This window comes from Paenibacillus sp. FSL R7-0198 (assembly GCF_038000415.1).
In the GTDB taxonomy this organism is placed as follows: domain Bacteria; phylum Bacillota; class Bacilli; order Paenibacillales; family Paenibacillaceae; genus Paenibacillus.
Window position 1 is genome coordinate 5313230 of the sequence record NZ_JBBOCB010000001.1, and the last position, 13637, is coordinate 5326866.

The 13637-nt window shown below is 46.3% G+C and carries 15 protein-coding genes; 12 read left to right on the forward strand and 3 right to left on the reverse strand.

The window, feature by feature from the left end:
• The first annotated feature begins 1 nt into the window (after nt 1).
• The 9 genes from MKY87_RS23070 (at nt 2) to MKY87_RS23110 (ending at nt 7541) form a co-directional block, all read left to right on the forward strand.
• Complete coding sequence (locus MKY87_RS23070; protein WP_036610770.1) at nt 2-1066, forward strand: sulfate/molybdate ABC transporter ATP-binding protein; 1065 nt, start codon at nt 2-4, stop codon at nt 1064-1066.
• A 25-nt stretch (nt 1067-1091) separates the two neighbouring features.
• Nucleotides 1092-2156 carry a sulfate ABC transporter substrate-binding protein gene (locus MKY87_RS23075; protein WP_338592286.1) on the forward strand — a complete coding sequence of 355 codons (1065 nt, stop codon included), beginning with the start codon at nt 1092-1094 and terminating at the stop codon, nt 2154-2156.
• 162 nt (nt 2157-2318) lie between these two features.
• Nucleotides 2319-2765 carry a hypothetical protein gene (locus MKY87_RS23080; protein WP_076327244.1) on the forward strand — a complete coding sequence of 149 codons (447 nt, stop codon included), beginning with the start codon at nt 2319-2321 and terminating at the stop codon, nt 2763-2765.
• A 283-nt stretch (nt 2766-3048) separates the two neighbouring features.
• On the forward strand, nt 3049-3855 hold the full coding sequence (locus MKY87_RS23085) for an MBL fold metallo-hydrolase (RefSeq protein ID WP_340966353.1): 807 nt from the start codon (nt 3049-3051) through the stop codon (nt 3853-3855).
• Between the two features lie 118 nt (nt 3856-3973).
• Entirely contained in the window at nt 3974-4846 is an 873-nt protein-coding gene (locus MKY87_RS23090) for an RNA polymerase sigma factor (protein ID WP_340966355.1), read from the forward strand.
• Nucleotides 4847-4863: 17 nt separating this feature from the next.
• Nucleotides 4864-5445: an ATP-dependent Clp endopeptidase proteolytic subunit ClpP gene (clpP, locus tag MKY87_RS23095; protein WP_017689971.1), complete on the forward strand. Its 582-nt coding sequence runs from the start codon at nt 4864-4866 to the stop codon at nt 5443-5445.
• A 230-nt stretch (nt 5446-5675) separates the two neighbouring features.
• The gene (locus tag MKY87_RS23100) at nt 5676-6050 is read left to right on the forward strand and encodes a GntR family transcriptional regulator (RefSeq protein ID WP_036610760.1); all 375 of its coding nucleotides are present in this window, start codon (nt 5676-5678) and stop codon (nt 6048-6050) included.
• A gap of 5 nt (nt 6051-6055) precedes the next feature.
• Nucleotides 6056-6922: an ABC transporter ATP-binding protein gene (locus MKY87_RS23105; protein WP_340966357.1), complete on the forward strand. Its 867-nt coding sequence runs from the start codon at nt 6056-6058 to the stop codon at nt 6920-6922.
• Nucleotides 6915-7541: an ABC-2 transporter permease gene (locus MKY87_RS23110; protein WP_340966359.1), complete on the forward strand. Its 627-nt coding sequence runs from the start codon at nt 6915-6917 to the stop codon at nt 7539-7541. The genes MKY87_RS23105 and MKY87_RS23110 overlap by 8 nt, the downstream gene beginning before the upstream one ends.
• A gap of 141 nt (nt 7542-7682) precedes the next feature.
• Here the strand turns inward: MKY87_RS23110 and MKY87_RS23115 are convergent, their stop codons facing one another.
• Entirely contained in the window at nt 7683-9104 is a 1422-nt protein-coding gene (locus tag MKY87_RS23115; RefSeq protein WP_340966360.1) for an aminotransferase-like domain-containing protein, read from the reverse strand.
• A gap of 120 nt (nt 9105-9224) precedes the next feature.
• On the opposite strand from MKY87_RS23115, the gene MKY87_RS23120 reads away from it, so the two are divergent.
• Together MKY87_RS23120 and MKY87_RS23125 are read left to right on the forward strand one after the other, a co-directional pair.
• Nucleotides 9225-10163 (forward strand): DMT family transporter, encoded by a 939-nt coding sequence (locus MKY87_RS23120; protein WP_340966362.1) that lies wholly within the window; start codon nt 9225-9227, stop codon nt 10161-10163.
• Between the two features lie 297 nt (nt 10164-10460).
• Entirely contained in the window at nt 10461-10784 is a 324-nt protein-coding gene (locus MKY87_RS23125) for a hypothetical protein (RefSeq protein WP_074094012.1), read from the forward strand.
• Between the two features lie 86 nt (nt 10785-10870).
• Here MKY87_RS23125 and MKY87_RS23130 read toward each other — a convergent pair whose 3' ends face one another.
• Together MKY87_RS23130 and MKY87_RS23135 are read right to left on the reverse strand one after the other, a co-directional pair.
• The gene (locus MKY87_RS23130) at nt 10871-11134 is read right to left on the reverse strand and encodes a hypothetical protein (RefSeq protein WP_338592299.1); all 264 of its coding nucleotides are present in this window, start codon (nt 11132-11134) and stop codon (nt 10871-10873) included.
• A gap of 38 nt (nt 11135-11172) precedes the next feature.
• A complete protein-coding gene (locus MKY87_RS23135) occupies nt 11173-11742 on the reverse strand; it encodes a TetR/AcrR family transcriptional regulator (RefSeq protein ID WP_340966364.1) in 570 nt (189 codons plus the stop codon).
• Nucleotides 11743-11898: 156 nt separating this feature from the next.
• On the opposite strand from MKY87_RS23135, the gene MKY87_RS23140 reads away from it, so the two are divergent.
• The gene (locus MKY87_RS23140; RefSeq protein WP_340966366.1) at nt 11899-13425 is read left to right on the forward strand and encodes an NAD(P)/FAD-dependent oxidoreductase; all 1527 of its coding nucleotides are present in this window, start codon (nt 11899-11901) and stop codon (nt 13423-13425) included.
• The last annotated feature ends 212 nt before the right edge of the window (nt 13426-13637 follow it).

Below are 13637 nucleotides of genomic sequence, written 5' to 3' on the forward strand. Positions count from 1 at the left end.
TATGCATGTAGAAGTCCGTGATTTGAACAAACATTTCGGTGATTTTCATGCGGTAAAAGATGTCTCATTCGATATTGCCAAAGGCCATCTGATCGGTCTGCTTGGGCCCAGCGGAGGCGGAAAAACGTCCATTCTGCGGATGCTGGCGGGTCTGGAGAATCCGGGTTCCGGAGAGATTCGCTTTCATGGAAAAGTCGTGAACCATCTTCCTCCACAGGAGCGGGGCATCGGATTTGTATTCCAGAACTATGCCTTGTTCAAACATATGACGGTATTTGAGAATATCGCCTTTGGACTCAAGGTCAAGAAGACGCCAAAAGCCCAGATTCGTGATCGGGTGATGGAACTTGTTGAACTGACCGGGTTAAAAGGTTTTGAACAGCGCTATCCGCATCAGCTGTCTGGTGGGCAGCGTCAGCGTGTGGCTTTTGCCAGAGCGCTCGCCCCGGAGCCCCAGCTGTTATTGCTGGATGAACCGTTCGCTGCCATTGATGCCAAGATCCGTCAGGAACTGCGTTCATGGTTGCGGGAGCTAATCGAACGGGTAGGAATCACTTCGATCTTTGTAACGCATGACCAGGATGAAGCGATTGAAGTCGCGGACGAGATTATGATTATCAGCCAAGGTCGTCTGGAACAGAAGGGCACACCTTGGGATATCTACAAAAACCCGCAGACACCGTTTGTGGCTACATTTATCGGGGAGTCTACGGTTGTGGAGGATGCTTCCCAGTTGAAAGGGTTCGAACATGCCGTCGAGGGTGAACATACCAAAGCGCTTATTCGACCGGAGTATATTGAGATCGGCTTGAAAAACGAGTTCACCATGTTGTCTGCAACGGAAAAAGGTACAGTCAAACATCTTCATTTCCGCGGCAGTGAATGGATGGTAGAGGTGGACGTACAGGGGCACAAATTAATTACCTATCGTTCCCTGGAGAAAACAACACTGGAGATTGGTCAACAAATTCGCGTCCTTGTACACCGTGCATACCTGTTCAATGACTCCAACAGTTGGGTGGTTGAGAACCGACTGAAGGAAGATCCGATGCCGGTGATGATTTAGATCAAGTGGAAGAAGGGGGCTGCCCATGCAGACGAGGAAGAAGAAATTCATACTTTTATATGTTGCCCTCATGCTTCTGCTCGTCTGCATGACCGCTGGATGCAGCAAGCAGGAGGAGTCAAGCGAACAGAAAGAGCCATCTGGTACCGATTCATCCAATACGCTGGTGATTGGTGCCTATAGTGTGGCAAAAGACGCTGTAGGCGAGTTGCTGCCCAAGTTCCAGGAGGAGTGGAAGGCAAAGACCGGACAGACGATTAACTTCCAGGAATCCTATGAAGCTTCGGGTACACAGGCAAGAGCCATCGTTGGTGGATTCGAGGCTGATGTGGCCTTGCTCGCGATGGAGAGTGATATCGAGAAGCTGGTCAAAGCCGATCTGGTTAGCTCCGATTGGAAACAGACCCCTAATGAGGGCATGATCACCCGTTCGATTGTTGTTCTGGGTACAAGAGCAGGCAACCCGCTCGGAATTCATGATTTTCAGGATTTAACCAAGCCGGGAGTGAAGGTGCTCTACCCTAATCCAAAGACATCCGGGGGCGCACAATGGGACATTAATGCCATCTACGGTGCTGGATTGAAACTGTCTGAGGAGCAAGAGGGGAAGAAAGATCCTGCCGCAGCCAAGGCTTTTCTCGAACAGGTACATCGTAACGTTGAATCATTGGACAAGAGTGGGCGTTCTTCGATGGCGGCATTCGAATATGGTGTGGGTGATGTCATCGTCACGTATGAAAATGAATTGCTTGCCCGGATCGCCAAAGGTGTAGATTATGACATCGTCATTCCGAAAAATACGATCCTGATTGAAAACCCGGCAGTTGTGGTGAATAAATATGCCGATAAACATGGGAATCGTGAACTGGCAGAAGCCTTTGTCGCCTATCTGCGTACACCAGAAGCACAGCGCATTTTTGCCAAGCATGGTTTTCGTTCAGTAGATCCGGATGTATTTGCACAGACCGAGTCGACATTCCCAACGCCTGAAGGATTATTTGATATCAACTATCTGGGTGGGTGGGACGAGGTACGCAGTACGTTGTACTCCAAACGCGGCGTGTGGTATCAGGTGCTCGCAGGAATATGATATGAGTATTGCTTAAGCAATCGAATAGGTAACTGAACATGTGGATACTAAACCTTCATTTCAATGGAAGTAGAGATGGAGGTTTTTTACTGCCAAAAGGATATAATAGAGGTATACTAAATCATGATTATTACATAGTACTAGCAGGAAGGTGTGAGTTGGATGAGTGCAGAGATCAAATTATCCCAAAGTACAGCGATTCGACTGGAGCAGGCCCGCGGTAAGGGGATGCCTGAGGAAGAAATTTTAAAAGCCATTCAAGCCAAAGACGTTTCCGCTTTTGACGCCGTGTCTGAAGAGGAATACCGATATAACGAATTTTTCTCCTATGCGGACGAGCATGGTGAAAATCTGGAGGCAGCAGTGAAAGACGGCTACCGGATTACTTTTAACACGCGTGGTGGGCTCGGAATCTGGTTGGAAAAGGCCTTTAAGGTGCAGCCGGAGAAAGACTTCACGGTGGGTGAAGGAATCGTTACCGGATTACAGTTGAAACCGGAGCAGGCAGAGGTACTGGCGAAGCGGCTTGCATCGAACTGGGTCATTACGGATTCGAAGGATGTACCTGCGGGTCAGGAACTGACGTTGAAGCTGCGGGCACTGGTATAGTTCCAGCTCGGAGTGGATGTGACTCGAATTAATCGGTCGTGGCCTGTTCAAAAGGTAAGGCCTGATCTTCATGCGGATGACCCGCTTATAAGGTTGCACCACATGCTGACGAAGCGTACGCTCCCGAATGGAGCGAAGCATGGAATTAAAGTCTGACGGTGAACGGTCAGACCACAGACTGTCCCGAATTGCAGTGGAGAACTGCAGCGGGATGGTCTTTTTTTTGCAAAAACAGGGGTGGACGATTACAATTTACATATCATTAATTCAGGGGGAATGCGGATTGAATCAGCTAACATTTCTGGGCACTGGCGATGCGATGGGCGTTCCACGTGTGTATTGTGATTGCGAAATATGTACAGAGGCAAGGCTTACGGGAGAAAATAAACGGAAACGCTCTTCTGTTCTGATTGACGGTGGTAGGGATGGTGCGATTGAACAGTTCATGATTGACTGCGGACCAGACTGGAGATCACAGATGGAGGATCAGGGATTACGTATGGTGCATACACTGCTCATTACGCATGCCCATTTTGACCATATTGGAGGACTGCCGGAATGGGCAGATGCGTGCCGCTGGTTGGGTGTAAAAGGGCGTTTGTATGCACCGCGTGAAGTGATTGCCACCATTCAGGGACAGTTTCCCTGGTTGGGTCGTCATATGGACTTTCTGGAAACGGATGATGATATTGAACTTGGCGGCTGGAAGGTGCATTCCTGGAAAGTATGCCATGGACATAACGGATATTCGTACGCATATCGATTGGATCGAGACGGGTATAGCTGGGCGTACTGTTCAGATGCCATTGACCTGAAGCCATCCGAAAAAGAGCCGTTGCACGGACTGGATCTGCTGGTGCTTGGAACAAGCTTTGTGCATGAACTTGCGGAATTCTCAACACGTTCCGTGTACGATATGCGTGAGGCGCAGGAGCTGCTGCGGGAACTGAAGCCAGGTCATACTTATTTTACACATATGTCTCATGACGTTGATGTACGGCAGAATTATAATCTGAATCAAGGTATTACGATTGCCATTACCGGGATGAAGGTGCCGCTTGGAACATTAAAGCTGGAAACGAATGCGTAACCCAACTTAACTAGCGTAATAAAAATAAATTCAGAAGAGCGTATCTTTTACAAGGGGTTCTTCGTTTACATAGTGTAAGTCAAAATCAATCAGGAACCAGCAAAGGGGGGCCCCCAAGATGGCCTTTGTGAAGTCCGTGGATTGCAGAATCAACAGACCACATGATGATGGTAAACATGATAAATTCGATATTGAATTCAATGGCAACGACAGAAAAAATCAATTGAACCGAGGCATTCATGCCGTATTACCCGATCTGATGGGTTCGTTGTATGCGTATTGTTTATCTCTGACGAAATCAGTTCCGGAGACGGAGGATCTGGTTCAGGAGACCTGTCTCAAAGTATTGTCGTCGAGAATGGTTGGATCTTCCGGGATGAATAAAGATATAAACTGGGAAGCTTATCTGATCCGTATTGCACGCAACAGCTGGATCGATATCTTACGTCAGCGGGAGAGATTGGCCTATAAACTGGATAGCTTGAAGCCGCTCCTGCACGAAATAGAGGAAGAAATGGGATTCGAGGAATTGGAGTCTGCCGTTCAACTCTTAATAAATGAGCTACCACCGTGGCAGCGAGTGATATATGTATTACGTGAATTAATGGGTTACAAGGCGGCAGAGACTGCGGAAATGTTGGATACGACAGAAGGCGCTGTGAAAGCAGCGTTAAGTCGTGCTCGCTCTGCCATAGCTGAAGTGAGGCACAGGTTGGAACAATCGGACGGTGAATTGCAGTATGAGGAGGGCACAGTGGTGGACAATCGGGAGGAACTGCGCAGTTATCTGCTGGCATTTCGTAATGGAGATACAGCTCAAATCATTGATCTGTGCCTGAATCGTTCGGATGATCCGATGGCTGTGGCGGGGACGATTTTGCAGCAGACTTTGCCGTCTCCATCCATGCAGCCAATGATGTACGGGTATTCCGCTTCTAGTATGAACTCGATGTCGTATGGAGGTGGGTACTCGATCAACATGGTTGCCTAAACGAGGAGGCGACACATATGAATGTAGTGCCGTATGTAGTGGAACAAACCGCTCGCGGAGAGCGGAGTTATGATATTTATTCCCGTTTGCTCAAAGATCGGATCATTATGGTGTCCGGAGAGATTGAGGATCAGATGGCAAATGCCATCGTGGCCCAGTTATTGTTTTTGACTGCAGAGGACCCGGAGAAGGACATCCAGATGTACATCAACAGTCCTGGTGGGTCGGTGACTGCGGGATTCTCGATCTATGATACGATGCAATTTGTGAAGCCGGATATCTCCACGATCTGTACAGGGATGGCGGCAAGCTTTGGTACGATATTGCTGGTGGGTGGAACAAAAGGTAAACGTATGGCGCTGCCCAACAGTGAGATCATGATCCATCAGCCACATGGCGGTACGCGAGGGCAGGCGTCGGATATGTTGATTCATGCTAACCGCATCATTCAGCACCGTCAACGTCTTAACAAGCTGTTAGCCGACCATACAGGACAGTCGATTGAGCGGATTGAGAAGGACTCGGATCGAGACTATTTCCTGACCGCTGCTGAAGCAGTCGAATATGGATTGGTGGATAAGGTCATATCCAGCTCATAACAGTAGCCCGGAGGGTCATGTGACCTTTCAGGCTTGATTAACCAAGAGGACGAACAGGAAACTGACGTCCTCTTTTTTTGTCGTCCAGATTAACCAAATCCACGTTTAGGGAATGAATCAGAATGAAAACAATCTGAAATAAAGATTGACCATCAGTAGGTATAGTGTATATATTATATATACACACTATACCTACCGAAAACTATTTAACATCAATGGGGTGAGGAAAGATTAACATTTTAATATCGAACGCTTCGAGCGATCCGATCTACATGCAGATTCTAACTCAGATCAGACAGAGCATCTTGAGCGGAGAATTGGTTGCTGGAGATAGTCTTCCCTCCATTCGGCAGCTCGCCAAGGATCTGCAAGTCAGTGTTATTACAACCAAACGTGTCTATGAAGAGCTGGAGAAGGAGAAACTGATCGATTCAGTTGTAGGCAAAGGGAGCTTTGTATCTGGAGCCAATCAGGACTTTATTCGAGAGCGGCGGATGAAACAATTGGAAGAGAAGATGCTCGAAGTGATTCGTGAGAGCAGAGAACTGGGCATGAGTTCACAGGATGTAATCCATCATCTTACATTGTTGGTTGAGGAGGAATAAGCATAATGAACGCTATCGAATTACGTAATGTAACCAAAACGTATCCCTTATTTAAAGTAGATAATGTGTCTCTTGATGTGAAAAAAGGATATATCACGGGACTTATTGGTCCGAATGGGGCGGGAAAGAGTACTTTGATCAAAATGATCACGGGTCTGATCCATCCCGATAAGGGGAGCCTTAAGACATTGGGCAGTGAGATGCCCAATCAGGAAGTTGACATCAAGCAGCGCCTTGGCATCGTGTCTGATGAATGCTTTTATTATGAGCATCTGACGATCCGGGAGATGACACAAATGATTGCTCCTTTTTACACCAAATGGGACAATAAAGTGTTCAATGACTATTTGGATCAGTTCGAACTGTCTCCCAAAAAGAAAATTCAGGATCTGTCCAAAGGCATGAAAATCAAGTATTCTCTCGCCGTAGCTTTGTCGCATGAAGCAGATTTGCTGATTATGGATGAACCGACATCTGGGCTTGATCCTGTTTTTAGGCGGGAATTGCTTGATCTGCTTGCGGATATGATACAGGACGAAACAAGGTCCATTATTTTCTCGACTCATATTACGACCGATCTGGAACGTATTGCAGACTACATTACGTTTATTCATCAAGGAAAACTGGTGTTTAATGAAGCCAAAGATGATGTGCTGGAAAGGTATACGATTGTAAAAGGGGATACGAGTCTGCTTGATTCCGACATTCGGAAACATTTCATCGGAATACGAGAGACAGCCGTTGGTTTTGAAGCGTTGTCGGATCATAAAGCAGAAGCCGAACAGTTATTTGGGAGGTTAGCTCTTTTACAAAGACCTACGTTGGAAGACCTCATTTATTTTACGGCGAAGGGAGGACGCAAATATGCTTAACTTGCTTCGTAAAGATTTCATTGTACTAAAAAGTTCACTGTGGACGATTGGGTTATACCTGGTGGTATTTAGTCTCGCCTTTATACCTAAGAGTGAAATGTCAATGTATTTTGTAGGCATCTACACAGCCTTTGGTTCGGTCATGCTGGCAACCATGATTGATATCAAGAACCATAATCACAATTTCCTGGTCACACTCCCCGTTAGCCGCAAACAAATTGTAAAAGCCAAGTACCTCTCTGCTATAATCTATACGTTATTCGGGGTGCTCGCGTCGTTTGGGATTCACCAGCTTGTGAACCTGAGTTATCCTGAACTGAACAAGCCGAATTATTCACTTAGGGATATTGTCATTGCCGTAGGCATGGTGCTTGCGTTAGTTTCCATATACATGCCTCTTTTCTACGGACTTAGCAAAAAAGGGGCAGGCATCATCAATGCGATATTCATGGTCTGCATGATTATACTGGCGCAACCCGTTGCGTACCTCATGAGCATGGCCAACGAGAACGGCATGATTACCACAACGACAATGGCTTTGGTTTCCGTAGGCATTATAGGTTTGTTTGTGGTGTCCTATCTCATTACGATCCGCCTGTTTGCAAGAAAAGACCTTTAAAACACAGAGCGGATGCAGGTAGAGAGTATAGAACCCAAAAAGTAAAGTCGCCACAAGGCGACTTTTTTTGATGTAGCAGGGTGAGAGGGCAATTGCACTTGAAAGTCCTCGAAGTGGCTTCTGTTCTAGGGAATCCAAACTTTACATTTCTTTAGCCAGCGAGATAAGTCTGCTCATGCCTTCCCGAATCTGCTGCTCATGTGCATAAGAGAACGAAAGGCGCAGCTTGCGACTGGCTGAATCATCCGAAGAATCAAATACGGTTCCGGGTACAAAGGCAACGGATTGTTCCATGCATCGGTGAAGCAGTCTTCCGGTATCCACACCCTCAGGAAGCTCCACCCAAAAGTTGAGTCCGCCTTCCGGCCGGGTCCACGTCCAGTCCGTTTCCAGCAGAGATTGTTCCATCACTTCCATCCGTAGCTGGATGGCGGTCCGCAGCTTGGACAGATGCTGATGCATACGTTCTGACTGAAAATAACGGAGAAAAAGCTTCTGGTTCAGAAGGGGCGATCCGTTATCTGTCAGTGATTTTACAGCCTGTAGTCCTGGCATAAATCGCTGGCGGCATATGATGGCTGCAATCCGTAGCCCAGGTGCAACATACTTGCTGTAACTGCGAATGTACAGAGTGTGTCCGGTGGTGTCGTAGGTGAAAATGGGTGCAGGAGGTTTCTCCTTAAAATAGATATCATAGGTACTGTCGTCTTCGAGCAGAAAACAACCATACTGTTCTGCAAGTTCGGGTAACTGCTTGCGCTGTTCTACTGGAACATTCATGCCGGTTGGATTCTGAAAGGTCGGTGTCATATAAAAGAGACGTGGCTTCTCACTCTTCATCAGATGTTCGATCTGCTCCAGATCATAACCCTCGGGATGAATGTCGGTAAAGACGAGCCGGGCACCTTGTTTGCGGAAAATCTCCATTGCCGGTCCATACGTAGGCCGTTCCATCAAGACCCGATCCCCGGGCTTGACCAGCGTCCGCGAGATGACGTCGATCGCTTGCTGGGCACCCGATGTAATTAACACCTCGTCTGCGGAGAGGTAGAAGCGTTCCTTGGTTGTCAGATGGCTTGCCAGCGCATTACGCAATTCCAGATCTCCCTGAATCGTGGAGTACGTTCCGAGCAGACGTGGATATTGATCCAGCAGATCACGCATCAGTTCTCCCCAATACCGATTGGGAAGCAGGGCGGGATCAATCAGTGATTTGGAGAACTGGAATTCGGCTTCAAGCGACTGTACACGTGCGAGAGAGTCCCAATGCAGCCAGGCAGACACGGCGGGATCATCCGCCTGATCCGTTACTGAGAATGGAGTTGCTGGACTGACATAATAGCCGGACTTATCCTTCACATAAACATTCCCACGTTCTTTTAACTCCTGATAGGCTTTGAAAACAGTCAGACGATGTACGCCGAGTAGCTCGGACAGGCTTCGTACAGATGGCAGTTTTTCATGTTCGGCCCACTCTCCCGCTTCTATACGTACAACGAGATAATGGATTACTTGCTCATATAGTTTCAGGCTATTATCTGTCATCATCATGGTTCTGCCCACCCGGCTCACACTCCTTTTGAACTCTATTGTAACAGCTAATGGGAGAGAACTGTTCTGTTTTGTTCATTCTGTTCTATAGACCATGAGATATGATGGAGAACAGATAAAGGAGTGGTTATCATGGTGGGGATTGCATTTACGGTCATGTGTCTTATTTTCGGTACAACGTTTCTGGCTATTAAAATTGGAGTAGAGGCTGGCATGCCGCCTTTTCTGTCAGCTGGATTGCGATTTGTAATCGCGGGAGCGCTGATGTTTGCATGGATGTGGATGAAGGGCAAAGTGAGCTGGTCGCTCCTGTTCCGCAAGGAGATGTTGTTGACGGGAGCGGGTCTGACCTTCGGCACCTTTGCCACATTATATTGGGCTGAACAGCATGTGAGCTCGGGTGTGGGTGCCATTCTGTCAGCGACAGGGCCGCTGATGATTATGTTGATGCAGACGGCGTTGTTACGACAAAAAACATCTGGCCGTATGATTACAGGCTGTTTGATCGGGTTCACCGGTGTGGTTCTGGTTGTGCTGCCAGGTGTATCGCTTGGTGCAGGTTCTCTATTCATGTGGGGTTGTATCGCGGTACTGGTGGGAGAAGTCTGTTATTCAGCAGGTGCATTGTACTCCAAAAAGGTCATTCATCAGTTCAAGGAGGCTAGTCCTGTAGCGATTAATGCGGTGCAGATGATGTATGGGGGATTGCTCTTAACTCTGCTCTCGGCCGGAACGGAATCGTGGAATATGTCTGCTCTGGACTGGGTGCCTGCCGTCTCGTCGGTGATCTATCTGACTGTCATAGGCTCCATGGTGGGGCATAGTCTGTTCTATTGGATTATGTCGCGAACCAACCCGTTATTCCCGGCAACCTGGTTATACATCTCTCCGCCCATTGCTGTAGGTCTTGGTGCTGTTGTCTATGGTGAGCATGTCAGCTGGGTTACATGGATCGGCGTGGTACTGGTCGTTTCAGGTCTGCTGGCGATGAATGGGAAGGTGAGCGGCTGGTTGAAGAAAGGAAAGCGTTCCTATTCAGTATCTCAAACCTCCAAACCTGTGGTGAAATAGGTGATGCGTAATTCTGCACAGGAATGAGAGCGATAATTCAATGAGTAGTACAGGAAACTAAACCATCCGTTTACGACATCTTGGATGACGTAAACGGATGGTTATTTGTTCATAAGAATTAAATATAGGTTATAAGAAGAAGCTGGATATGATATAGTGTGGAGTGCGTTTAACAAAGCGGAGAGGAGAAAGTTCTACCAAGCGAGAGTTTAATCGAGCATGTAAGTGAAAAGAAATTCTTAGAGTTCAATGAGTTTATGCAAAACAACTAGACTGGCATTAGGGAGTTGCGTTATTATGGAAGATGAATTTCATGTGATTTCGATTGTTTTAGGTTTTGTTGCATTTTTAATTTATCTACTTTTTGCATTTAGTCATCGTTATCTAGCTTTTTATGGCTATTTTATCATCTGGGGTGGACTTTTATTTCTAAGTATTAAACTGGATATGGATTTTTACTGGGTGAATCAGGCGGTTCCTAGTATAGTGGGTAGTTTAATTGGGATGCTCTGGGGATTCTTTAGCAGTGCTGGAGAGGATGCAAGTCACTACCGGGCTGTGAAGAGGGAACAACGTGAGCGTGCCGTTAGAGCACTAGAGAAAATGGCTAACAAAAAATGAGTTTTGAGAAAGATGATAATACATAGTTACACTTAAAATAACAGCCCTACACAAGCGAGTTATCGTTGTACAGGGCTGTTGTTTTTTTATGTTTTGATCAGAACATAGTTTGTGCTGAATGCTTCGCTTGAACCGTAATCCGCCTTAATCACAAACTTCTCAATAACCGGATCTCCAGGTGAGCATGTCAGCTGGGTTACATGGATCGGAGTGGTGCTGGTCGTTTCAGGACTGCTGGCGATGAATGAGAAGGTGAGCGGCTGGTTGAAGAAAGGAAAGCGTGCGAGGGTGACAGTGCAGGCTTCCGAAACTGTTTTAAAATAGGTAAAGTTTGAAGGTATGCAGCTCAATCTCAAAATCAGCCCTTGATTTTAGGTTGAGCTGTTTGTTATTCCAACATGATGTTCTCGTTAACCAGCAGGTAGTAGTATTCATCCATCTGTTCTGCCGTAACATTTTCATCGAAATGTTGTATCCACCACGTCACAAGTAAACGAATAACCCCCGAGTGGAACTCGGCTACCAGTTCAATGGGAAGTGAAAAATGTTTACCTCTTCTCTTCAATTCCAGAAAATCTCGTCTGAATATCTCTCCGATATAATGTATGAAAAAGTTGTTAAACCCCTCATCCTTCTGCTGGTTCTGCACGATAGTCTCCAGTACATTTCCGAACAGAATTTTAGATACGCTTTGCAAAGGCTGCTGTATCCGATCTTCTACATTCATGTGTAAATAATCCCGAAGGACCCAAGTTAGGGTGGAGGACAGTAGAGCAAATTTATCCTTGAAATGTTTGTAAAATGTTGTTCGGTGAACCATAGCTTTGTCACATATTTCATTAATTGTGATGTTGCTGAATAGCTGGCCTTTCTCACATAACAGATCGAGAAGCGCCATCGTTAACAATTTATGAGTTCGGGTAACTCTCAAATCCACCTTTTTATCAATCATTTTCATCTACATCATTTCCTTATTGTAGTTTAGCTATATAGTATCCTGATATTGATTCTTACTTGATGCGAGATTCCAAGTGTATATTGGTATTATAAGTAATTTTTTGATAGGGCTACAAGTGTAGATAAAATATGATGGATTAGAGAGGATGAAGTGGCGATGCCCGATATGAAAAAAGCTGTGGTAATTGGGGCAGGTATTGCAGGGTTAATCACTGCAAGGATGTTATCTGATTATTATGATGAGGTGTGTATCATTGAGCGAGATGAATTGCCTTCTGAGCCGGCGAATCGGCAGGGTGTGCCTCAATCCTTTCATCCACATCGTGTGTTACCGCGCGGCGGACTCATTCTGGAACATTACTTTCCCGGATACAATGACGAATTGGTCGCGCTTGGTGCCATTCCTTCACATGAAGAGAAATTTGTGATTGCCAATCGCTACGGTACATTAGTTAATAAGGCAAATGCTAATTCCTCATTCAAAATTGCATCAAGCAGTAGAGCTCTGCTGGAATGGGTACTGCGTCAGCGCGTCCAGAACATCGATCATATAAGCTTCTTAACGAGTACGGAAGTTACCGGGTTAATGGCATCAGAAGATCAGCGTTCGATTACAGGCGTGTATACCAAGGAAAGAGGCCGGAATAACCGGGAAGCAATGCTTGCAGCAGATATGGTTATTGATGCCGCGGGGCGTTCTTCCAAATTGATCAGATGGCTTGAACAGATAGGGTTGGCCGTGCCTGAGCCGGAAGTGCTGAAGGTGTCGCTTGGTTACAGCACCCGCTATTATAAGATACCATCCTCAATTCAAAATGACTGGGGAACGGTGATAACAGAGTCCGATCCTGTGAAAGGAATTCGTGCAGGCATGTTGTGGCGCATTGAGAATGAGATCGCTGGACTATTACTGTTCAACGCAGGAGGAAATGAATATCCTTCAACCCATCCGGATGAGTTCCAAGAGCAAATCAAGCATCTGTTTGCTTCGGATGAAATCGTAGCGTTGGCAGACCAGCTGGAGCCGTTTCAAGGACCGCGGGGATACCGTATTTCCGAGTCTGTCCGTCAACATTTTGAACTCATGGAGAATTGGCCCTCCGGATTACTCGTCCTTGGCGATGCATTTTGCAGCTTCGATCCGATCCATGGCCAAGGCATGACGGTCGCAGCAATTGAAGCCGAGACCATAGGAAAATGTTTGGATGAGCAGCGAATACATCCTGAGCCGCAGTTTGAGCGCCAAATCCTGCTTCGTATGCAGCAGGCGATTGAACCGGCCTGGTGGCTTAGTTCTGTGGCCGATCTGCGCTGGAAAGGGGTCGAACAGGTTGGGCCTTCCCGAATGAAAGGGGTTACGTTTGCTCAGAAGTATATAAACTTGTTTACTAAGCAGGCGATGAAAAAGGCGAGTCAGGAAAATAATAATCATCTCTTTTTTACCCAGTTCCTGATGAATGCTCTAATCCTTCCTCCAAGTGAATACTTTAAAGGTGAAATCCTGAACATGATCCTGAACGACAATGGTTCCGAAGAAGAAATGGAGTTAAGAGCGGAGCTTGGTGTCCAAGATCCGGAGCTGTTCCAGCAAAGAATAGATGAGATCATTCCCCCATTTCAACTGGAATTTGATGGGCAAATCAAAAAACTGTTGGAGTCTTTCCAGCATGCCATGAGCAAGTAAGAGACAATGAATCGTGGTGCGTGAAAGTAGGCAAAACATGAAACGAATAATTTTAAATTTCATAGCTAGCATTATAATCTCATTTATTGTATTTTTTATTGTTTTGTTTTTTGCTGATGTCCTAGATACAAATCGTGTCATTTTATCTATGGCGATTACGATTTCACTACAATTATCCTTGATCACGGCATTATTACTTTCAAAACATAAAA